The sequence below is a fragment of the Vibrio sp. SCSIO 43133 genome (genome assembly GCF_023716845.1).
Lineage (GTDB): Bacteria > Pseudomonadota > Gammaproteobacteria > Enterobacterales > Vibrionaceae > Vibrio > Vibrio mediterranei.
In genome coordinates, this window is record NZ_CP068024.1 from 159,184 (window position 1) to 180,809 (window position 21,626).

General features: G+C 44.8%; 22 protein-coding genes. 15 read left to right on the top strand and 7 right to left on the bottom strand.

The features are described 5' to 3' along the window. Window positions 1–6 precede the first annotated feature (6 nt). The 3 genes from JKJ11_RS00785 to JKJ11_RS00795 are packed head-to-tail and all read left to right on the top strand — an operon-like array spanning window position 7 to window position 2,318. Entirely contained in the window at window positions 7–954 is a 948-nt protein-coding gene (locus JKJ11_RS00785; protein ID WP_252038632.1) for a virulence factor BrkB family protein, read from the top strand. Further along, window positions 926–1,360: a D-aminoacyl-tRNA deacylase gene (dtd, locus tag JKJ11_RS00790; protein ID WP_252038633.1), complete on the top strand. Its 435-nt coding sequence runs from the start codon at window positions 926–928 to the stop codon at window positions 1,358–1,360. The genes JKJ11_RS00785 and dtd overlap by 29 nt, the downstream gene beginning before the upstream one ends. A 37-nt stretch (window positions 1,361–1,397) precedes the next feature. Continuing rightward, window positions 1,398–2,318, top strand: coding sequence for a bifunctional GNAT family N-acetyltransferase/hotdog fold thioesterase (locus tag JKJ11_RS00795; protein WP_006073348.1), 921 nt, complete (start codon window positions 1,398–1,400; stop codon window positions 2,316–2,318). A gap of 19 nt (window positions 2,319–2,337) precedes the next feature. Here JKJ11_RS00795 and JKJ11_RS00800 read toward each other — a convergent pair whose 3' ends face one another. From JKJ11_RS00800 to hslR, 4 genes are all read right to left on the bottom strand, one after another. Next, window positions 2,338–4,248 carry an AsmA family protein gene (locus JKJ11_RS00800; RefSeq protein WP_252038634.1) on the bottom strand — a complete coding sequence of 637 codons (1,911 nt, stop codon included), beginning with the start codon at window positions 4,246–4,248 and terminating at the stop codon, window positions 2,338–2,340. A 109-nt stretch (window positions 4,249–4,357) separates the two neighbouring features. Then, on the bottom strand, window positions 4,358–5,986 hold the full coding sequence (gene pckA / locus JKJ11_RS00805) for a phosphoenolpyruvate carboxykinase (ATP) (protein ID WP_006073350.1): 1,629 nt from the start codon (window positions 5,984–5,986) through the stop codon (window positions 4,358–4,360). 349 nt (window positions 5,987–6,335) lie between these two features. Beyond that, window positions 6,336–7,211, bottom strand: a complete 876-nt coding sequence (hslO, locus tag JKJ11_RS00810; RefSeq protein ID WP_006073352.1) for an Hsp33 family molecular chaperone HslO — start codon at window positions 7,209–7,211, stop codon at window positions 6,336–6,338. Window positions 7,212–7,226: 15 nt separating this feature from the next. Then, the gene (hslR, locus tag JKJ11_RS00815; protein ID WP_006073354.1) at window positions 7,227–7,613 is read right to left on the bottom strand and encodes a ribosome-associated heat shock protein Hsp15; all 387 of its coding nucleotides are present in this window, start codon (window positions 7,611–7,613) and stop codon (window positions 7,227–7,229) included. A gap of 291 nt (window positions 7,614–7,904) precedes the next feature. On the opposite strand from hslR, the gene gspC reads away from it, so the two are divergent. The 12 genes from gspC to JKJ11_RS00875 are packed head-to-tail and all read left to right on the top strand — an operon-like array spanning window position 7,905 to window position 19,291. Continuing rightward, entirely contained in the window at window positions 7,905–8,831 is a 927-nt protein-coding gene (gspC, locus tag JKJ11_RS00820) for a type II secretion system protein GspC (RefSeq protein WP_006073356.1), read from the top strand. A gap of 31 nt (window positions 8,832–8,862) precedes the next feature. Next, complete coding sequence (gene gspD, locus JKJ11_RS00825) at window positions 8,863–10,887, top strand: type II secretion system secretin GspD (RefSeq protein WP_006073358.1); 2,025 nt, start codon at window positions 8,863–8,865, stop codon at window positions 10,885–10,887. A 2-nt stretch (window positions 10,888–10,889) separates the two neighbouring features. Continuing rightward, window positions 10,890–12,383: a type II secretion system ATPase GspE gene (gene gspE, locus JKJ11_RS00830; RefSeq protein WP_006073360.1), complete on the top strand. Its 1,494-nt coding sequence runs from the start codon at window positions 10,890–10,892 to the stop codon at window positions 12,381–12,383. After that, on the top strand, window positions 12,384–13,613 hold the full coding sequence (gene gspF, locus JKJ11_RS00835) for a type II secretion system inner membrane protein GspF (RefSeq protein WP_198557232.1): 1,230 nt from the start codon (window positions 12,384–12,386) through the stop codon (window positions 13,611–13,613). A gap of 59 nt (window positions 13,614–13,672) precedes the next feature. Then, a complete protein-coding gene (gene gspG, locus JKJ11_RS00840; RefSeq protein ID WP_006073367.1) occupies window positions 13,673–14,116 on the top strand; it encodes a type II secretion system major pseudopilin GspG in 444 nt (147 codons plus the stop codon). A 50-nt stretch (window positions 14,117–14,166) separates the two neighbouring features. Further along, window positions 14,167–14,772, top strand: coding sequence for a type II secretion system minor pseudopilin GspH (gene gspH, locus JKJ11_RS00845; RefSeq protein WP_031494721.1), 606 nt, complete (start codon window positions 14,167–14,169; stop codon window positions 14,770–14,772). After that, a complete protein-coding gene (gspI, locus tag JKJ11_RS00850; protein ID WP_006073375.1) occupies window positions 14,756–15,112 on the top strand; it encodes a type II secretion system minor pseudopilin GspI in 357 nt (118 codons plus the stop codon). Before gspH ends, gspI begins: the two co-directional genes overlap by 17 nt. Beyond that, entirely contained in the window at window positions 15,102–15,797 is a 696-nt protein-coding gene (gene gspJ, locus JKJ11_RS00855; RefSeq protein WP_252038635.1) for a type II secretion system minor pseudopilin GspJ, read from the top strand. The genes gspI and gspJ overlap by 11 nt, the downstream gene beginning before the upstream one ends. 8 nt (window positions 15,798–15,805) lie before the next feature. Next, window positions 15,806–16,819 (top strand): type II secretion system minor pseudopilin GspK, encoded by a 1,014-nt coding sequence (gene gspK, locus JKJ11_RS00860; protein ID WP_252039082.1) that lies wholly within the window; start codon window positions 15,806–15,808, stop codon window positions 16,817–16,819. Continuing rightward, entirely contained in the window at window positions 16,788–18,029 is a 1,242-nt protein-coding gene (gspL, locus tag JKJ11_RS00865) for a type II secretion system protein GspL (RefSeq protein WP_252038636.1), read from the top strand. The genes gspK and gspL overlap by 32 nt, the downstream gene beginning before the upstream one ends. 8 nt (window positions 18,030–18,037) lie before the next feature. Next, a complete protein-coding gene (locus JKJ11_RS00870) occupies window positions 18,038–18,532 on the top strand; it encodes a type II secretion system protein M (RefSeq protein WP_031493654.1) in 495 nt (164 codons plus the stop codon). Then, window positions 18,533–19,291 (top strand): type II secretion system protein N, encoded by a 759-nt coding sequence (locus JKJ11_RS00875; protein WP_171391871.1) that lies wholly within the window; start codon window positions 18,533–18,535, stop codon window positions 19,289–19,291. Window positions 19,292–19,370: 79 nt separating this feature from the next. Here the strand turns inward: JKJ11_RS00875 and cysQ are convergent, their stop codons facing one another. From cysQ to nfuA, 3 genes are all read right to left on the bottom strand, one after another. Continuing rightward, window positions 19,371–20,198, bottom strand: coding sequence for a 3'(2'),5'-bisphosphate nucleotidase CysQ (cysQ, locus tag JKJ11_RS00880; protein WP_206379131.1), 828 nt, complete (start codon window positions 20,196–20,198; stop codon window positions 19,371–19,373). A 1-nt stretch (window position 20,199) separates the two neighbouring features. Continuing rightward, window positions 20,200–20,757: an ADP compounds hydrolase NudE gene (gene nudE / locus JKJ11_RS00885; protein WP_031493657.1), complete on the bottom strand. Its 558-nt coding sequence runs from the start codon at window positions 20,755–20,757 to the stop codon at window positions 20,200–20,202. A 185-nt stretch (window positions 20,758–20,942) separates the two neighbouring features. Further along, window positions 20,943–21,530: a Fe-S biogenesis protein NfuA gene (gene nfuA, locus JKJ11_RS00890; RefSeq protein WP_031493658.1), complete on the bottom strand. Its 588-nt coding sequence runs from the start codon at window positions 21,528–21,530 to the stop codon at window positions 20,943–20,945. Between the last annotated feature and the right edge of the window lie 96 nt (window positions 21,531–21,626).

Genomic DNA, 21,626 nt, shown 5'->3' on the forward strand with positions numbered 1-21,626 from the left:
AATTAGATGCCAATCAAAAGCCCAGATGTGGTTATTAAGAGACTGTTATTTGTTGGGCAAGAAACCTTAAATTTCTCCCGTTATTTAGCTCAAAGAATGTCTCACGATAGGATTAATGTGAATGCAGGTTATCTTGCCTATATCACTTTGCTATCAATCGTCCCTCTTTTGACGGTACTGCTCTCGGTACTGTCCTCATTTCCTGTTTTTTCTAATACGGGAGAAGTGCTTCAAGACTTCATTATTCAGCACTTTGTTCCTGCTGCCGGAGATGCTGTGTACTCAGCGTTAGTCGAGTTTGTATCAAATACCGGTAAAATGACGGCAATAGGTAGTGCTTTCTTATTTATCGCGGCACTCATGTTGATTTCTAATATTGATAAGAATCTCAACTATATTTGGCGTGTCAGAGTTAAACGCCGCATGGTTTTTTCATTTTCCATGTACTGGATGATACTAACCCTTGGACCAATTTTAATCGGCGCAAGTATAGTTGGTACTTCCTATGTGACCTCTTTGAAAGCTCTAGAACATAATGTGGTTAGCGGTGCTTTTAGCCTCTTCATCGCATGGTTACCAGCAATAATGGCGTTCTTTGCGTTTATCGGGCTGTACATGTTAGTTCCAAACAAAAAAGTACGCTTCAGTCATGCTGTTGTTGGCTCAATAGTCGCTACCTTATTGTTTGAAATAAGCAAAAAGGGGTTTGCTTATTACATCACTCAGTTTCCGTCATATCAGCTTATCTATGGTGCTTTAGCGGCGATACCAATCTTATTCCTGTGGATCTACTTGTGTTGGTTTATTGTACTTATCGGTGCGGAGTTCACGGCTGCGATGGGGGAGAAAGAACACTGGCTACCCGATTCGGGCATGTTACAATCTGAAGCTGTGACTGAAATGCGTGATAACAAGGAAACCATAAGTGATAGCACTAATTCAAAGAGTGAGTGAATCGGCGGTAAAAGTAGACGGCGACGTCGTCGGAGAGATCGGCAAAGGTTTATTAGTGCTACTTGGTGTAGAAAAAGACGACGATGAAGCGAAAGCAAAACGTTTGGTCGAGCGAGTCACGACATACCGTGTTTTTGAAGACGAAGACGGAAAAATGAATCTCAACGTCAAACAAGTCGGTGGTAGTGTTTTAGTCGTATCGCAGTTTACCTTACCTGCGGACACTAAGAAGGGAACAAGAGCTGGGTTTTCGCGAGGGGCTCATCCTACTGATGCAGAGCGTCTGTATGATTACTTTTCAGATCATTGTTCTGAAGTTTTACCGACTGAACGCGGCCGTTTTGCTGCTGATATGAAAGTATCATTAGTCAATGATGGGCCTGTTACCTTCTGGCTACAAGTATAATCGAGTAGAGCATTAGTTTGCATGCGAAAGGATATCTATGTTTAAGCTTATTACTCCTAAAACTGACAACCAGTTAGCTAAGTACTACCAATTTAGATGGCAGATGCTAAGAGAGCCGTGGCGACTACCAGTCGGTTCTGAACGTGATGAATACGATGAAATGAGTCATCACCGTATGATAGTGGATGGTCGAGGAAGACCTATGGCTATCGGACGTTTATACATTACGCCAGATAACGAAGGCCAAATTCGTTATATGGCGGTAAAAAGCAATCGCCGTGATAAAGGGATGGGCTCTCTTGTTTTAGTAGCATTGGAATCATTTGCACGTCAAGAAGGGGTGAAGCGCCTAGTTTGTAATGCCCGCGAAGATGCAATTTCATTCTACGAGAAAAATGGATTCACTAGCCAAGGTGAACTTAATGATCAGAAAGGTCCTGTTCGTCACCTACAAATGGTTAAACAGCTTGACCCTTTGGCTAAAGTATTAAGAAGACCTGAATGGTGTGCTGAGCTGCAAGAGCGTTGGGAGCAACAGATACCAATCAGTGACAAAATGGGTATTAAGATTAACCAATATACTGGTTACCGCTTTGAATGTGGTGCCCAACTAAATCCTAACCTCAATCCACACAATACAATGTTTGCCGGTTCTGCCTTTACTCTTGCGACATTAACAGGATGGGGGATGACATGGCTCTTGATGCGTGAGCGAGGTTTACATGCTGATATCGTGTTGGCAGACAGTAGCATTCGTTATCGTCATCCCGTAGAAATGAGTCCAGTATCGGTGACTTCTCTTGATGGTATTAGTGGCGACTTAGACCGATTGGCAACTGGTAGAAAGGCGCGCATCATCATCAATGTTACGATCTACAGTGGAGATGTGCCTGCCGTCGAGTTTGTTGGTACTTATATGTTGCTACCAAACTATAAAGACACGCTACTTTCCACATAATAATCTCAATCGCAGCAGGTTATGGTTGAATCTGCTGCTTTTTTTGATCTGCACATTCCGCTTCTTCAAGCCCGATGTGACCAGTCAACAACTCAACATGATATTGAGAGCGGCACTCGGAGTGCAATGTTAATCGAAGTGAACGTAGTGGATCCTTTCTTAGGTCGATAGTGCTTTCTGCTTTCCCATTCCACTCTTGGCTCGAGACCTCGAATGCGGCAAGGGTCAGCTGCCCTCTATCTGCACTTAACTTAAATGGCGATAGAGAAACATTATAAGTATCAGTTTCTTCAGTTGTCATTTGAGTGTTGTAGAAATTGGCTTCAAGAGAGCCCGATAAAGTGTGCTGTAACGATAACTTGTCTGCCGTAAGAGCATTTACTGACAGCGCCACATCGGCTAAGCCGGAAATTTGTATTTGTTTACTGCCAGTTAAGTAATTGAGTAGCTCGACAGGGGCTGAATATGCTTCAGCATCAATTCGTAAAGGCTGACTTGGCGCAGCAAAGTCAAGTTCTGCTGAGGCGCTGATGTATCCTTTGTCATAAGGGATAAACAGCCGGTTGAGTTGCCACTTTCCATCAGTGCTTTTGGTTTCAACGGCCACCTGGTTGGCGATTATTTTATCGATACTAGCGCTATTGGCTGACGCAATAGTGCTTCCCTGCCAAAAGCCCCAACGATAATCTTTTTTGATAAGTAGATCTTCAGCTTGTAGGTTTAGACCCGTAACTTGCCAATAAGGCTTTCGAGCAAGTTGAATCCATTGACTACGGTTGATATTCAGCGAGTCGATAGAGAGCTGTTTAAGATCGCTGAGATGCAAGTGAGTAAACAGATCCGTTAAAGAGTGATTTTGTTGTTCTTGGTAATACTTGATGCCATCTAAATCGACTTTGTTCAATGCTATTGAATTTGGAGTTAACGTACCTGCTATTTGAATCCGACCTTGTTCAAGGTTGGTATCGAGATCTTTGATGTCGAGTTTATTTGGTGAAAAGCTGAGTTCTAGAGTCGGCTCAATGAAATCAAACTGTTGCCATTGAAGCTTGTCAGCATCGAGCGAGAGATACGCTTGACTTTGTGTCCATATCGAGCGAGTGAGGTCGATGTTTTCTAACGACGCACTAACGTTTTCTGCATGCGCTCCCTGGTAGGTAATATCAGAGTTTAAAAGATCCAAACTGTTAATATGGCCAATCACAGAAGTGAGTGAACTTAACGGTCCTTGGCTGAGTTCTGACAAATCAAATTTTAGCTTGTTGATAGTGGTGTTGACTAAAGACCAATGACCATTCTCAATTTGCGCTTGAGTGGTAACTTGCGCCTTTTTCCACGTGAATGAGGCACCGTAGATTTTCGTGTTGTCGCCAGCAAGGGAACCATCAAGGAGAAGCTCATCAATAGCTTCACCTTGATAGTAGACCTGGGAAGCACGAACTTGAAAGTCTGCTCTAGTACTTTCGATTGATGTACCTACCTCTAGGTTTCTTAGTTGGAGCTGCAGATCATTGATGATCACGTCGTGTCCAGAATAATCCATATGATCGAGAGCGATGTTGTTGATCTGGTAATCAGCTAATGCATCTAGGCCCAGCGTAAGGTTTGATAGATTGGCACCACTAACATACAACTCGTTAATGTGTAGCCACTTAGAAGTCGACGTTGGCAGTGAAAACCACACCGATAGCTTGTTGACACTAATGGAATCGTGCTCAGCTTTTGAAAAGTTGGCATTCGAAAAATCGATTCTATTAGGGTAGTGATAACTTATCGCCTCACTATCCACTTTTATGTTCAATGCTTGCTGCAGAGCATAAGTGATAATTGGTTTGGCATACTGTGTATGCAAGACACCAAAAACGATCAAAACTGAAAGTAAGCCAAGTGCAAGCAATGCTATCCAAAGTGCAATTATCTTTCTTATCACGAAGTTATTTTCCTACCTTCCAACATAAACAATAATTTAGCGTGAAAAACACGAAAAAGCCCCTCAAAAAGAGGGGCTAGAGTTAAAAAATTGAACGTTTATCTAACAATTAGTCCAATTGAGGGCCAGCGGCTACCAATGATTTACCTTCTGCATTATCAGTATACTTGTCGAAGTTATTGATAAAGCGTTTCGCTAGATCTTCGGCTTTGCTCTCCCATTGTAGTGGATCTACATAAGTGTCTCTTGGGTCCAAGATAGTTGGGTCAACGCCTGGAAGCGAAGTCGGTACCTCTAGATTGAACACAGGAATAGTCTTCGTTTCTGCTTGTTCAATAGAGCCATCTAGAATCGCATCAATGATACCGCGTGTATCTTGAATCGAGATACGTTTACCACTGCCATTCCAACCAGTATTCACAAGGTAAGCTTCCGCGCCTGCTGCTTCCATACGCTTCACTAGAACCTCTGCGTACTTAGTTGGGTGTAGCGTTAGGAATGCTGCCCCGAAACATGCTGAGAATGTTGGTGTTGGCTCTGTGATACCACGCTCAGTACCTGCTAACTTCGCTGTAAAGCCTGAAAGGAAATGGTACTTAGTTTGCTCAGGTGTCAATTTAGAAACTGGTGGAAGTACACCAAACGCATCTGCTGACAAGAAGATGACTTTGTTCGCATGACCACCTTTCGATACTGGCTTCACGATATTTTCGATATGGTGAAGTGGGTACGAGACACGAGTGTTCTCTGTCTTCGAACCATCATCAAAGTCGATAGAACCATCGTTGCGAACAGTAACATTCTCTAATAGTGCATCTCGACGAATCGCGTTGTAGATGTCTGGCTCAGCTTCTTTCGAAAGGTTGATTGTTTTCGCATAACAACCACCTTCGTAGTTGAATATACCGTCATCATCCCAACCGTGCTCATCGTCACCGATCAGTGCGCGTTTTGGATCGGTTGATAGCGTTGTTTTACCCGTACCTGATAGGCCAAAGAAGACAGCCACATCACCTTCTTCGCCCATATTCGCAGAACAGTGCATGGATGCGATATCTTTTAGAGGAAGGAAGTAGTTCATCATTGCGAACATACCTTTCTTCATTTCACCACCGTACCAAGTACCGCCGATAAGCTGCATTCTTTCCGTTAGGTTGAATACAGTGAAGTTTTCAGAGTTGAGCCCTTGTTCTTCCCATTTTTGGTTAGTGCACTTAGCACCGTTCATGACCACGAAGTCTGGCTCAAACGTAGCGAGCTCTTCTTCTGTTGGACGGATGAACATGTTTTTAACGAAGTGAGCCTGCCAAGCCACTTCTGTGATAATACGAATGCAGAGTCGAGTGTCTGGGTTCGCACCGCAATATCCGTCAATGACGAATAAGCGTTTGTTAGAAAGTTGACCTGTAACGAGTAGTTTTAGGTCATCCCATGCCTCTTTAGACATAGGTTTGTTGTCATTTTTAACTTTATCGGATGTCCACCACATGGTGTCGCGAGTGGTGTCATCATTAACGATAAATTTGTCTTTTGGTGAGCGACCAGTAAAGATACCCGTGTCTACAGCGACGGCGCCAAGTTCAGTGACTACGCCTTTCTCGTAGCCCTCTAGACCTTCGCGAGTTTCCTCTTCAAATAACTGTTCGTAGCTTGGGTTGCGTACAATGTCAGTTACGCCAGTGATTCCGTACTTGGTAAGATCGATTTGTGCAGCCTTATTAATGTCCATAACGGTCATAGGTGCTCCTTATTGGATTTTTGTAGGGATTTTAAAATTTTTTTTGTAATTCGTTATTTATTATTTGTTTTTTATTTTGAACTCCATGCTAGCAACGGCGACCCGAGAAAACAGGGATATAGTTCAAAAATTATTCATCAGTTATTGATGGTTTTAAGTGTTTTGTCACATATTGAAATTAGGCTAATTCTCCCCAAAGCAAACCTTTGCGTTAGATCAAATGTAACACATGATTTACGTCTTTTGTTAGTGCATTTGCATTAATAATTTGCGTATTTGTTAAATAAAACGAACAAAAAAAGCCAGATCACATCTGATCTGGCTTTTATTCATTTTTACACTCTAAAAATTAGTGTACGGTCTTGTTATCCGATTGGGCATCTGCGTAAAGTGCTTTGATCTCTGGCTCGTCAAAAGCGTAGGTTGAACCACAGTAATCACAGTGCAGGGCAACTTCGCCATCTTGAGCCAAAATGTCAAAAATTTCTTCCTGAGCGACAGTGACAATAGCTGCGCCGCTACGTTCACGTGAACAACCACAGAAAAATTCCACTTCTTTTGGTTCGAATAGCTGTACTTTATCTTGGTTATATAGACGGTAGAGCAATTCATTGGCTTCTAAACCAAATAACTCTTCATCTTTTACAGTATTCGTGAGCTGCTCTAGATGCTCGAAATCTTCTGGAGAACCGGTACCATCAGGCATAACCTGAAGCAGCATGCCTGCCGCATGCTTGTGACCATCAACTTCACCAGTACGGATCCATAAACGAGTCTTCAACTGTTCAGAACGCTCGAAATAGCCCTCTAGCACCTCTGACAAATTGTCACCTTCCAATCCGACAACGCCTTGATAGCGTTCACCTTGATCTGGAGTAATGGTGATAACTAGGTAGCCTTTACCCATCATGTCGTGGATTGAAGCATCATCAGCAATATCGCCTTCCCAGCGAGCAACACCACGTAGTTTTTGGTTGTGGTCTCCATTAATCACCGCTAAGGAAACTGGGCCATCACCCTGCAACTGCATGGTAATTGAACCTTCGAACTTCAACGTAGCAGTTAGTAGACTTGTCGCAACAAGCAACTCACCTAGAAGAGTTTGCAGTGGAGCTGGGTATTCTTTGCTGGATAGTATCTCCTGATAGGCGCTATCCAATTGCACGAGCTCTCCGCGCACTGATAGCTCTTCAAAGAGGTAGCGATTTAATGTGTTGTTAGCCATTTAGGAAACTCCAGCTTATTGATGTTTAAACTTAATAATGTCGCGACGCTGTTTTTTGTCAGGTCGACGCTCAGGGCTTGGGTTGTGAGCATTTAGTTTTCTGCGCAACGCGTTATCTTCTCGTTTGGCAATACTCTCTGATGTTTCTGAGTAGAGAGTTTGGGCTTCCGGTGCACCTCTGCGTTGATCTGAAATACGCTCAATAGTCACTGTCTTTTCTTCATTGCCTTGTCTGAGGGCGATGACAGCGCCTAATTCTACAATTTTACTTGGTTTAGAACGTTGTCCATTATAGTGGACTTTGCCACCATCGACCATGTTGCGAGCGATGCTTCTTGTCTTGTAAAAGCGGGCGGCCCACAGCCATTTATCGAGGCGAACGGCTTTTTCTTCGGAACTCATACTGAATCCTGCTATCTAACTCAATATCAGTGCTCTTGTGCTCAATAACCTGACAGTTTTAAGTAATTACTGACAAATTGAGGAGAGCTGCTGATAGGTTTATCATGCTAATATTCCTCTAAATGGAGTTTAGATCTAATTATTTCAACCCCATTCTGCGGATTGCACTACAGTCATAGTAGTTATGCTATAGTCAGATGATTAACCATACAAAAAACGATTGCTGATAATTTAGCAATAACAATTAATTACACAGTCAGTAAATGTTTAGTAGGGCAGGAAGTTAGGAGAGTGAAAGGAATATCCATATCGGCTGCGAGTATCAACACCGCTTCTATATCTTCATTTTTTCGTCGTTGTCTGCAGTATCAATCTCAAATTAGCCTAACGCTTACTCTAACCATGTTAGCGGTGTCCGCTTGGATTGCTGGCGTTTTACTATGGCAATTGTTTCCTCAAACTCATTCTGTTAGTCAATGGGTTGCGCCCGTTGCTGTTAATAACCAAGCGCAAACTCAATCTAATAATTTACACTCTTCCGATATCAACAAAGCCAATATCTTTGGACGGTACAATCGCGAGCAAAAAGTAGTACAGGCGCCAGTGGTGACTGATGCACCTAAAACACGTTTGAATGTGGTTTTAGTCGGCTCGGTAGTAAGTAGTAATCCTAACTTGAGCCTTGCGGTGGTTGCCAATCGTGGCAAGCAAGGAACGTATGGGATTGGAGAACAGATTGAAGGCACGCGAGCGACGGTGAGCGCCGTGATGATTGACCGAATCATTATTTCCAACTCCGGACGTGATGAGACGGTGATGTTAGAAGGCTTGGAATATAAAAAACTTGAGTTGAAGACGGCGCCACAAGTGGCAGCCTCCAATATTGCGGGAAATAACCCTATTGATTCAGAAGAAAAGCTGACAGCGATTCGCAGAACGATTACTCAAGATCCACAACAGATTTTTCAGTATGTCCGACTTTCTCAAGTGAAAAGAGATGGTCAGGTAAAAGGTTACCGAGTCAGTCCTGGACGAGATCCAGAGCTGTTTAACGCCGTAGGACTTCAAAATGGTGATATTGCTGTTGCACTTAATGGTGCCGATCTCACTGATCCTGCTGCTATGGGGAAAATTTATCAGTCTATTTCCGAGCTTACCGAACTCAATCTAACGGTAGAGCGTGACGGGCAACAACATGACATATTCATTCAGTTTTAGTTATGCGTAAGGCATTACAAGGGAGCAACAAGTGAAAAGTTGGCTTAAAACAAGTACCTGGTTATTGATGGGGAGCCTGATGGCTGCGCCAACGGTATCAGCCAATGAATTCAGTGCCAGTTTCAAGGGAACTGACCTACATGAGTTTATCAATATCGTTGGACGCAACCTCGATAAGACCATCATTGTTGATCCGTCAGTGCGCGGTAAAGTCGATGTGCGTAGCTATGATGTTCTAAATGAAGAGCAATATTACAGCTTTTTTCTTAATGTCTTAGAAGTCTATGGTTTCGCTGTCGTAGAGATGGACAATGGCATTTTGAAGGTTATCAAAGCAAAAGATGCCAAGACCTCGGCGATTCCCGTAGTTGGTGATTCCGATAACGTCACAGGAGACAGTGTCGTGACACGTGTGGTCGCGGTGAAGAATGTTTCGGTAAGAGAGCTTTCTCCTTTGTTGCGCCAGCTAAATGATAATGCTGGTGCAGGTAATGTGGTTCATTATGACCCTGCGAACATCATTCTTATTACCGGCCGTGCCGCCGTTGTTAATCGCCTAGCAGATATTATTCGCCGTGTAGACCAAGCGGGTGATAAAGAAGTTGAAGTGGTTGAATTAAAGAATGCTTCGGCCGCTGAAATGGTTCGTATTGTTGATGCTTTAAATAAGACGACAGACGCTAAAAACACCCCAGCACTCTTGCAACCTAAGCTGGTGGCGGATGAACGAACTAACTCTATCTTGATTTCTGGTGACCCTAAGGTTCGTGAGCGTTTACGTCGTTTGATTAATCAGCTTGATGTTGAGATGGCGACCAAAGGCAACAACCGAGTTCAGTATCTTAAATATGCCAAAGCTGAAGACCTTGTGGATGTGCTAAAAGGGGTGTCAGATAACCTTCAGAAAGAGAAGCAGTCTGGCTCTACGTCAGGCAGTGGAGCAAACCGCTCTGAAGTGATGATCAGTGCGCACCCTGATACCAACGCGCTTGTGATTACTGCGCCGCCAGACATTATGAAAGCCCTGCTTGAGATAATTAAGCAGCTAGACATACGTCGTGCGCAAGTTCTAATTGAAGCGCTGATTGTTGAACTTGCCGACGTTGATGGCGCTAACCTTGGCGTGCAATGGGGTAATGCCTCGGCGGGTAGTGTGGTTCAGTTCTCCAATACAGGCGCTTCTATCGGTAACGTTATGGTTGGTATGGAAGAAGCCAAAGACAAGACCACAACAGAAACTCGTTATCGAGCGGATGGAACGCCGTACAACGTTGAAACCAAAACCTCAGGTGATTATACCAAGCTTGCCAGCGCACTCAGCGGTGTTCAAGGTGCGGCTGTAGGTATTGCTCTTGGCGATTGGACCGCTCTTATTACTGCCGTTTCCAGTACCTCCAACTCAAATATTCTGTCTTCTCCTAGCATTACTGTTATGGATAACGGCGAAGCGTCGTTTATCGTTGGTGAAGAAGTGCCGGTATTGACTGGTTCGACAGCAGGCTCAAACAACAGCAATCCATTCCAAACGGTTGACCGTAAAGAAGTAGGTATCAAGCTTAAAGTCGTCCCACAGATCAACGAAGGTAACTCGGTTCAGCTTAATATTGAGCAAGAAGTTTCCAATGTTCTTGGTGCTAATGGCGCGGTAGATGTGCGTTTTGCTAAGCGTCAGCTTAACACTTCGGTGATGATCCAAGATGGTCAGATGCTGGTATTGGGTGGTTTGATTGATGAACGTGCCGCTGAAAGTGAGTCGAAAGTTCCTTTCCTCGGGGATATCCCATATCTGGGTCGTTTGTTCACTTCCACCAGTACAACGGTTGAGAAAAAGAACCTTATGGTCTTCATTAAACCGACGATTATCCGTGATGGCATGACGTCTGATGGTATCACTCAGCGTAAATATAACTACATTCGTGCAGAGCAGTTATTCAAGGCGGATAAAGGCTTGAAGCTGATGGATGACGGCTACATTCCAGTATTACCTGAGTTCAATAATACCACGCGCTACCCATCTGAAATTCAAGCATTCTTTGATCAGGTAGAAGCGAAGTAATTATGGACACTATCCAACAGCGCCCTTTGGTGACTCGCCTGCCGTTTAGCTTTGCTAATCGCTTTAAGGTAGTGTTCGAGTCTCTAGAGTCAGACGCCGTGCTCTACTATGTAGAGCCGCTGGCGTTGAATGCATTGCAAGAAGTTAAGCGAGTGTTTCGTCAGCCTTTCTCCTTACATGCTCTATCTTCTGAGGAGTTTGATTCAAAGCTTACTCAAGCTTATCAGCGCGACTCGTCTGAGGCTCGTCAGTTGATGGAAGATATTGGTGCTGACAGTGATGACTTTTTCTCTTTAGCAGAGGAGTTACCACAAGATGAAGATTTGTTGGAATCGGATGACGATGCACCGATAATCAAGCTAATCAACGCCATGCTTGGCGAGGCCATCAAAGAAGGCGCCTCGGATATTCATATTGAAACCTTTGAAAAAGTACTGTCGATTCGATTTCGTATTGATGGGGTACTGCGTGATGTGTTGGCGCCAAGTCGTAAGTTGGCACCGCTGTTGGTATCACGTGTCAAGGTTATGGCTAAGCTGGATATCGCGGAGAAGCGAGTTCCCCAAGATGGCCGTATTTCATTGCGTATTGGCGGTAGGGCAGTAGACGTTCGTGTCTCTACGATGCCATCATCACATGGTGAGCGAGTGGTGATGCGTCTACTAGATAAAAACGCGACGCGTCTAGATTTGCATAGTTTAGGTATGACAGCAGCCAACCATGAAAACTTTAGACACCTGATTAAGAGGCCACATGGCATTATTTTGGTGACCGGTCCAACTGGTTCTGGTAAATCCACGACTCTGTATGCAGGTCTGCAAGAGATCAACAGTAATGAGCGCAACATACTGACCGTTGAAGATCCTATTGAATTTGATATTGATGGTATCGGTCAGACGCAGGTTAACCCCAAAGTAGACATGACCTTTGCTCGAGGTTTGCGTGCTATTCTACGTCAAGACCCCGACGTGGTGATGGTGGGTGAGATTCGAGACCTTGAAACGGCCCAAATTGCTGTTCAAGCCTCATTAACTGGTCACTTGGTGATGTCGACACTGCACACTAATACGGCTGTTGGTGCGATTACGCGAATGCGTGATATGGGCATTGAACCGTTTCTGATTTCCTCTTCTCTACTCGGCGTTCTAGCGCAGCGCTTGGTCCGCACCTTATGTAATGACTGTAAAGCACCTTATGCAGCGGATGGCGCTACTAAGCAGTTATTCGGGCTGGCCGAGTATGAAGAGCTGGTACTACATAAAGCTGTCGGCTGTGAGAAGTGTAACCACAAAGGTTATCGTGGACGTACTGGTATCCACGAACTCTTGATGGTTGATGAAACAGTACAGACCCTTATTCATGATGAAGCAGGCGAGCAGGCGATTGAAAAAGCAGTACGCTCACATACTCCGAGTATACGAGATGACGGTTTCCATAAAGTGAAGCATGGAATTACCTCTCTTGAAGAAGTCATGCGTGTGACCAAGGAAGCGTAAGTGGCAGCGTTTGAATATAAGGCTCTGAATGCCAAAGGAAAGCAAGTAAAAGGGTTAGTTGAGGGAGATAATGCTCGCCAAGCTCGCTTACGCCTGAAAGAGCAAGGCATGATTCCTATCGATATTGTCGAAGCGAAAGGTAAGTCGAGCAAAAGTGCCAATGGTGAAACGTCAAAACCAGCCTTTAAGCGTGGTATCAGTACGCCTGATTTAGCGCTTATTACACGTCAGTTATCGACGCTAGTTCAATCGGGTATGCCGTTAGAAGAGTGTTTAAAAGCGGTTTCAGAGCAATCAGAGAAGCCACGAATTCGCAGTATGCTTGCTGCAATACGCTCTAAAGTCACCGAAGGTTATACCTTATCAGACAGTTTGGCGGAGTATCCGCATATCTTTGATGAGCTATTTCGTTCCATGGTTGCGGCTGGCGAAAAGTCGGGCCATCTAGACTCTATCCTTGAACGTTTAGCTGATTACGCAGAGAACCGTCAAAAACTTCGTTCCAAACTGCAACAAGCAATGATCTACCCTGTGGTGCTGGTGGTGTTTGCCGTCGCCATTGTGGCGTTCCTTCTAGCTGCGGTGGTACCAAAAATCGTCGGTCAGTTTGTCCAAATGGGACAAGAGTTGCCTAAATCGACTCAGTTCTTGCTTTCTTCCAGTGACTTTGTGCAGCAATGGGGCTTTGTCGTTGTCGCAGTATTTCTGGTGTTGTTTTACCTCTTCAAAGCTGCATTGAAAAGACCAGCAATACGAATGAGTTGGGATACCAAGGTGCTTAATCTCCCGTTGATTGGCAAAATAGCACGTGGTCTTAATACCTCTCGCTTTGCTCGAACATTGGCAATCTGTACCTCGAGCGCAATTCCAATTCTTGAAGGCATGAAGGTGTCAGTGGATGTGATGACCAATCATTTTGCTAAGAAGCAAGTTTCTAATGCCGCCGACAATGTACGCGAAGGTGCAAGTCTTCGTAAAGCACTGGAACAAACCAAACTGTTCCCTCCAATGATGCTGCATATGATTGCGAGTGGTGAGCAAAGTGGTGAGCTCGAAAGCATGTTAACGCGTGCAGCTGATAACCAAGATCAGAACTTTGAATCGACCATAAATATTGCTTTGGGAATTTTTACTCCCGCCTTAATCGCATTGATGGCTGGCTTGGTACTATTTATCGTAATGGCGACATTGATGCCAATTTTAGAAATGAACAATTTAATGTCTGGATAATCTAATCAGATAATGAAATCACAACCCTCTGTCTAGAGGCGTTTTCTTTGGAGTGAGAAATGAGAAAAACAAACAGAAAACAGGCTGGCTTTACGTTACTCGAAGTAATGGTGGTTGTCGTTATCTTAGGTATTTTGGCAAGCTTTGTTGTTCCTAACCTATTAGGCAACAAAGAGAAAGCGGATCAACAAAAAGCCATTACCGATATTGTCGCGTTAGAAAATGCGCTTGATATGTACAAGTTAGACAACAGCGTTTATCCAACAACGGATCAAGGTCTGGAAGCGCTAGTGACTAAGCCGGGTAACCCTGAGCCGCGTAATTACCGTGATGGTGGTTATATTCGTCGTTTACCTAATGACCCGTGGGGCAATGACTATCAATATTTGAGCCCTGGTGACAAAGGCACTATCGACATCTTTACGTTAGGTGCTGATGGTCAAGAGGGTGGTGAAGGCGCAGCAGCCGATATTGGCAACTGGAATATTCAAGACTTTCAGTAATCGGTAATCAGTAGGGCGAGTATTCGCCCTACCTTTTTCAATGGTATGTCATGCGTTCTCTCATACGGCAACATCATCAAGGCTTCACCTTACTGGAAGTGCTCCTAGTATTGGTACTGTTATCCATCAGTGCCGTCGCAGTCATTTCGACCTTACCTCAGCCGCAAGACGAACAAGTGAAACAACAAGCTCAGCGCTTATTCCAAAGGCTTCAGCTCTTCAATGAAGAGGCCATGTTAGCTGGAAAGGACTTCGGAATACGAGTTGATGAAGATAAAAAGCAGTATGTGTTTCTGGAGCTCCAAGCTGACGGTTGGCAAAGAGTGTCATTGAATCAGATTCCTGAAGAAACCACGTTGCCGGAAGAGATGACTGTCAAACTCGATTTAAGCAATGGTGTCTGGGGCAATGATGACCGATTGTTTGAACCTGGTACTTTGTTTGATGAAGATATGTTTGCTGATGTCGAGAAAAAGAAAAAAGCAGAAAAACCGCCGCAAGTTTTTATTCTTTCAAGTGGAGAGATTACGCCGGGAACCTTTGTTTTAGCGCCTGTAAATCGAGCGCTTAAAGCGCAGTCTTGGTATGTACAAATCCAAGATAATGGTTCGTTGCAGCTAATGGACGACAAGGATTGGAATGAAAACAAACGCTAGAGGGATGACCCTACTTGAGGTGTTGATTGCCCTTGCTATCTTTGCAACGGCGGCCATTGCGATCATTCGTTCAGTGAGTCAGCACATCAATACCTTAAACTATCTAGAAGACAAAGCCTTTGCCGCAATGGTGGTGGATAATCAAATGGCCAAGGTTATGCTGGATACGTCTGCGCTTAAAGCCCAAAAAGGGAGCGAGAAATTGGCGGGACGCGAGTGGTTTTGGAGCGTCACTCCCGTAAAAACATCTGATAATTTACTTAAAGCCGTTGATGTGAGTGTGGCACTAGATAAAAAAGCCAGTCCCATTGTTACGGTGAGGAGCTACGTTGATAGGTAAGCGTTCTCAAGGCTTTACACTGATTGAAGTATTAGTGGCTATCGCCATCTTCGCAAGTCTCAGTGTTGCTGCTTATCAAGTGGTTAACCAAGTTCAGCGAAGTAACGAACTCTCGCAGGAGCGCAGTGCTCGTTTGCAAGAAATCCAGCGAGGGTTTGTCTATCTGGATAGTGACTTTAGGCAAATGGCACTTAGGCAGTTTAGACACGAGGGAGAGGCGCCGTTAAATCGGTTGATCTTGTGGCAGCAAAACTTATTGGAGTCTGAAGGAAAAGGGTTACTTTTTACTCGTCTAGGGTGGCTCAATCCGCAAAATCAATTTCCGCGAGGTGAAGTAGCGAAAATTGGCTATCGACTAAAACAGGGCAAACTAGAAAGAGTATGGTGGCGCTACCCTGACACGACTGTGGGCGAGCCTCCTGTGGTGCTCCCTATCTTTAGCGGTGTAGAAGACTTTGACATGCGTTTTTACAATGGGGAAACGTGGCTTAAAGAGTGGCAAGCAGACTTGTCACTGCCATTAGCTGTGGAGATTAAGCTTACCTTCGAAGATTATGGCGAGATAACCAGGATTTACCTGACTCCTGCAGGTACCATTAACGCGTCATCGGCACCTAATAATGGTGATGGGAATCAAGATGGCAGTGGGAATCAAGGTGGTAATAACCAAGGAGGCAACTCGTGAAGAGAGTGATGCCTAACTCCCAAAAAGGGGTTGCCTTGATTGTTATTCTGCTGCTTTTAGCCATCATGGTATCAATAGCCGCTACGATGTCTGAGCGCTTGTTTAGTCAGTTCACTCGAGCATCGAATCAGGTTAATTATCAACAGGCCTATTGGTATGCCATTGGTGTTGAGGCATTGGCCTCTGTTGCGATAAAAGAGAGCTACAAAGATAACAAAGACAGTATTAATCTGAATCAACCTTGGGCTCTTGAGGAACGCACTTATCCTCTCGATTACGGTCAAGCAACTGGCTACATTCGAGATATGCAGTCATGCTTCAATGTCAATGCTCTGGCGAATGTGACACCGAATGCCAATAGCGCCACTAAACCATTTTTGGTGCGTTTCTTTCAGCGATTGCTGGAAGAAAGTGAAGTCGAGAATTACCAAGCCGAACAAATTGCTGATTCGACTTGGGAGTTTATCAATAAGGAAACGACTGTTCGCTCCGTGTCTGGAGTTGGAGACAGTTACTACGAGTCTTTGTCGCCAGCGTATGTTGCCGCTAATGGTCTAATCGCCGACAGTTCTGAACTGAGAGCAATTAATCAGATGTCTGGTGAAGCTATGTTGAAAATTGCTCCACTAGTGTGCGCGTTACCGACATCCAGTTGGCAGCTCAATGTTAATACGATTTCGGTCGAGCAAGCACCGTTACTCGCTGCGTTATTTGCACCGAATTTGTCGGTGGATAATGCCAAACAGCTTATTGAAAATCGCCCCTTTGATGGGTGGTCTGGTGTGAATCAGTTTTTAGCAGAGCCACAAATGGGTGCGGTGGATGACAATACAAAGCAGCAAGGTTTTCCTTTCCTGACTGTGGACAGTGTTTACTTTGAGTTAGATGCGCAGGTAGTTGTGGACGAATCAAGACTGCGACTAAGAACCTTATTTTTTAGCCAAGATAGGCAAGATGTGACGGTAGTGCGCCGTCGATTTGGAGGATTTCGTGAGCGAGTTTTTAACCGTTCGCCTGAATAGTCAGCCGACTAGCCCTGTACATTGGGCGGTTTGGTCGACCAATCAGCAAGAAGTGATAGCGAGTGGTGTGCTTGACAGTTTAGCGCAGCTCGAAGAGATCAAGGAATACGCGCAGCAGCGTGTCACAATGCTTATGCTATGTGCACAGGATGTTCACTTCGCTCAAGTTGAGATCCCTGCAGGTGGAGCTAGGCAGTTTGAAACCATGCTGCCATTTCTTGTAGAAGATGATATTGCTCAAGATGTCGAGCAGCTTCACTTTACGATTCTTAATAAACACGCTGACAAAGCGACAGTGTGTGCGGTTGATAAGCGCTATTTATCTGATGTGCTTGAGGCGTTTTTGCAACATGATATTGAAGTTAAAAAGGTCGTTCCTGATGTTTTAGCTTTGCCCAAGACACAACATGTTTCTGCGATTGAAATGGATGAGCAGTGGCTGTTTCGTACCTCTGAATGGTCGGGTATGACGGTTGATAACAACTGGCTTGAAGCGGTTATTAAGTCGGATTATTTATCCTCTCGGGAGCAGCAAGATCAAGAAGAGTCTGCTGTAGTAGTCGTAGAGAGCTATTCAGAAGAACCTACGATTGTTGCTTCGTATTCTGACCATGTTTCATGGCAAACTTTGCCAGCAGAACCCGCCATGGCACTACTTTCAAAAGGAGTGGTGGATAGCGGCTTTAGTTTACTCAGTGGTGACTTTAAACCTAAAGCTTCTTTCTTAAAACATTGGAAAGTTTGGAAGAAAGTAGCTATCGCGGCCTCAATACTTATCGTTGCTCTGATTGCGGAACAAGTAGTGCTTGTTAATCAGTATGAAGCTCAGGCAGCAGCTTACCGAGCGGAAAGTGAACGTATTTTCCGAAGCGTGTTTCCAGATAAGAAACGCATTCCTACAGTGAGCTACCTGAAGAGACAAATGCAAGATGAGCTAGGCCGATTAGGTGGCTCCGATATCTCCAGTGCGTCTGTGTTGGAATGGTTGTCGAAATTGCCCGACACCGTGGGTCAAGTGAATGGCATGCAAGTTGAGAGTTTTACCTTTGATGGCAATCGCAATGAAGTTCGTATGAGTGTCACCAGCAAGGATTTTGAAAGCTTTGAAGCGGCAAGAATAAAACTGGAAACGCAGTTCGATGTGTCACAAGGTCCCCTTAACCGTAATGGTGAAGTGGTGATGGGTAACTTTGTGTTGAAGGCAAAATAGGGTTAATCATGAAAGGTCTACTACTTAGCGCACAAAGCTGGTGGCTTAGTATCAGTCAAAGGGAACAGCGACTGGTTTTGGCATGTTCTGTCGTTGCCATTATTGGGATCATCTATTGGGGGATACTCGCCCCGTTTGCTCAGCGAACTGAGAATGCTCAAATGCGCATTCAATCAGAGCGTCAATTGTTGTCTTGGGTAAGTGAACAAGCCGATACCATCGTTGAAAAACGTCGTGCAGGCGGTGTGGTTGTCTCCAAGCAGCCTTTAAATCAGGTTATCACGTCGTCAACAAATCGATTTAATGTCGAGTTGATTCGAATGCAGCCTCGTAACGACCAGCTGCAAGTCTGGATCAAACCGATCCCGTTTGAGTTCTTCGTAAATTGGTTATTCTATTTACAGGAAAACCACGGAGTGACAGTGGAAAATATGGATATTGATAAGGCGGATTTGAGTGGTGTGATAGAGGTGAACCGTCTGCAATTTAAAAGAGGTAGCTAAGTGAAACGAGTCATTAAGTACGCGTTACTTTGCACCAGTGTATTTACCGCTAGTGCTATCTATCACTTGCCTGCAAGCGTGGCATTGAGCTTCTCACCGTTGCCTCAAGGTGTATTTATTGATAGCGCAGAAGGGACGGTTTGGCAGGGGCGAGCTCAAAATGTACGAGTTCAGAACTACCAATTAGGAGAGCTTAACTGGTCCTTCTCATGGTCGAGTTTGCTAACTCTGTCCCCAGAATATGCCGTTAGGTTTGGCCGGGGCAGTGCTCTTGGTCTCTCTGGAAAAGGGAATGTCGGTATTAGCTTCTCAGGACCTTACGTGGAGACCTTGTTAGCTTCGATACCGGCAGATACCGTTCTGCAATACTCTCCTATGCCCGTGCCTGTTTCGGCAGGGGGGCAGCTTGAATTGGCGATCAAATCGTTGCAATACCAATCTCCTTGGTGTGGAACGGGAGAGGGCAGTCTGTCATGGAGTGCTGGCTACATTGAAACCCCTGTCGGCAGCTTAAGCTTCGGGCCGACTATTGTTGATTTGGCGTGTAATGACAGTGTATTAACCGCGAAAGGCAGTCAATCTAGTAAGCAAGTCTCTAGTGAGTTCTCAGGGCAGCTGACGCCGAACCGACAATATCAATCCAGCGCGTGGTTTAAACCGGAAGGTGATTTCCCTGCGACCATGCGTCAGCAGTTGAGTTGGCTAGGTAACCCTGATAATCAAGGTCGTTATTCCTTTAATTATCAAGGAAGATTCTAGGAACTGGGGACGAAGTTGTTTGTTGAGTTAACAACTAAAAAAGGAGGCTTAGCCTCCTTTTTTAGTTTTATTTTAGTGTCTATTCTTGAATGAGAATCTTATTCCAAGCTAGCGATTGATCGCCAATCACAATGAAGTTTGGATTTTCCAATGTCTCTCTTTGGTTGTAGGACAGCGGACCTAACTCGGTGCTTAAGATGGCACCGCCAGCTTCTTCGACAATGCATTGGGTTGCTGCTGTGTCCCATTCACCTGTTGGGCCTAAGCGCAGGTAACAGTCCACCGCGCCTTCAGCCACTAGACACGCTTTTAGTGCCGCAGATCCAAGAGGAACCAAATCGTAGTTCCACGCAGAGCTCATCCTTGCTGTGACACGGTTGATATTTTGGCGACGACTAATCGCAATCGCGATGGATTGATCTTGAGTATCATGTTTGAGGACGTTAATTCTCAAGCTTTCATCCATGGATGGAATTTTCCAAGCCCCTTTATTCTCGTAGGCGTAATAAGTCACGCCTGACACTGGAGCATAGACGATTCCCATAATCGGCTTATTATTGCGAACCAGAGCAATAATCGTAGCGAAATCGCCACTGCGAGCAATGAACTCTTGAGTACCATCAAGCGGGTCAACAAGCCAGTAGGTATCCCATTGTGAACGTTGTTCAAGGCTGATATCTGCTGCTTCTTCAGACAGTACAGGGATGTCTGGTGTTAACTGACTAAGCTTTTCAACAATCAGTTTGTGAGCTGCGAGGTCGGCGGTGGTGACTGGAGTCTCATCTTCTTTGGTAAACGCCTCATATTGCTTGTTTTCATAGATGTCTAATATGAGCTGCCCAGCAAGGCGAGCAATGCTGATGGCGTCGGGAATGAGGTGGGAGAGATCTTTATTCAGTGCCGTCACGTTATAGTCCTAGTTCTGACTTCATTCTTAACATCAGCAGTAATGCGGTAATACTGCGCGCTTCGGAGAAATCCATATGAGAGAGGAGCTCGTCTGCCTGAGCCAGTGGCCATTTCACTATCTCTAAAGGCTCTGGTTCATCGCCTTCAAGCTGTTCAGGGTACAGATCTTGAGCAACGAACAAGGTCATGCGACTTGAAAAATAAGACGGTGCTAAGATCACTTCTTTAAGCGGAGTTAGCTTATTTGCCCCAAAGCCGATTTCTTCTTTCAACTCTCGCACCGCTGCTTGGTCAGGTGACTCGCCAGGGTCGATAAGTCCTTTAGGAAAGCCCAGTTCGTATCGCTCTGTGCCAGCTGCGTACTCACGTACCAATAAAATATCACCATGCTCTGTAATCGGAACCATCATGACTGCGTTACGACCACTTGGCTTCATTCGCTCATAAGTGCGCTTAGTGCCATTAGAAAACGCTAAGTCTAACGCCTCAATCTTAAATAGCCGAGATTCGGCAACGGTCTTTTGGGCTAAGATTTCAGGTCCTTTTTTGGACGGCATGGCTTATCTCCTTAGCGTTGTTCCACATAGATTAGTGATGTGAGTGTGCGGAACAGAAATTATTGTACTGCTTAATATATATAGGAATTGAGTCATCGCCAAATAGAACCATAAAAAAGCAGAGCGCAAAGGTTTCCCTTGGCGCTCTGCTCGAACTTCATGGCCGCTTGGGGCGAAAAAGTCACTTAGTAGTATGAGTGCTCGCCACGATCGTGCTCGGTCATATCTCTAACCGCTGTAAGTTCACCAGAGAACTCTTGAAGAAGTTGTTTCTCAATACCTTCTTTCAGGGTCACATCAACCATAGAGCAACCGTTACAACCACCGCCAAACTGAACGATGGCAATACCGTCTTCAGTAATTTCCATCAGACTAACGTGGCCACCGTGACCAGCAAGCTGAGGGTTTACTTGAGTTTGGATAGCATACTCGACACGTTCCATTAATGGCGCATCATCAGCGACTTTACGCATTTTCGCGTTTGGAGCTTTTAACGTAAGCTGTGAACCCATTTTGTCAGTGACGAAGTCGATCTCAGCATCTTCAAGGAAGGGTAGAGATAGCTCATCAACATAAGCAGATAGGGCTTCGTATTTAAATTCGGTGTCGTTTGACTCAATCGCTTCTGGTGGGCAATAAGACACACCGCATTCAGCGTTTTGAGTGCCTGGGTTAACGACAAAAACACGGATGTTCGTACCCTCTGGCTGTTGAGCCAGTAGTTTGGCAAAGTGGCTTTGTGCACTTTCTGTAATAGTAATTGGATTTGACACGACGAATACCTGAGTATAGTTGTAGGTTATTACCACTATTCTACTCCTGTCGTGAGTAGATGCCAAAATTATTTGTCTGTATTGTGTGCAACTTGA

Bases quoted from the DNA above. Each gene is read 5' to 3' on its own strand.
- gspI (WP_006073375.1), top strand. From the start codon at position 14,756: ATGAAAACAAACGCTAGAGGGATGACCCTACTTGAGGTGTTGATTGCC.
- gspG (WP_006073367.1), top strand. From the start codon at position 13,673: ATGAGAAAAACAAACAGAAAACAGGCTGGCTTTACGTTACTCGAAGTA.
- JKJ11_RS00870 (WP_031493654.1), top strand. From the start codon at position 18,038: ATGAAAGGTCTACTACTTAGCGCACAAAGCTGGTGGCTTAGTATCAGT.
- JKJ11_RS00785 (WP_252038632.1), top strand. From the start codon at position 7: ATGCCAATCAAAAGCCCAGATGTGGTTATTAAGAGACTGTTATTTGTT.
- gspE (WP_006073360.1), top strand. From the start codon at position 10,890: ATGGACACTATCCAACAGCGCCCTTTGGTGACTCGCCTGCCGTTTAGC.
- pckA (WP_006073350.1), bottom strand. From the start codon at position 5,986: ATGACCGTTATGGACATTAATAAGGCTGCACAAATCGATCTTACCAAG.
- nudE (WP_031493657.1), bottom strand. From the start codon at position 20,757: ATGCCGTCCAAAAAAGGACCTGAAATCTTAGCCCAAAAGACCGTTGCC.
- gspH (WP_031494721.1), top strand. From the start codon at position 14,167: ATGCGTTCTCTCATACGGCAACATCATCAAGGCTTCACCTTACTGGAA.
- hslR (WP_006073354.1), bottom strand. From the start codon at position 7,613: ATGAGTTCCGAAGAAAAAGCCGTTCGCCTCGATAAATGGCTGTGGGCC.
- gspK (WP_252039082.1), top strand. From the start codon at position 15,806: ATGCCTAACTCCCAAAAAGGGGTTGCCTTGATTGTTATTCTGCTGCTT.
- hslO (WP_006073352.1), bottom strand. From the start codon at position 7,211: ATGGCTAACAACACATTAAATCGCTACCTCTTTGAAGAGCTATCAGTG.
- JKJ11_RS00795 (WP_006073348.1), top strand. From the start codon at position 1,398: ATGTTTAAGCTTATTACTCCTAAAACTGACAACCAGTTAGCTAAGTAC.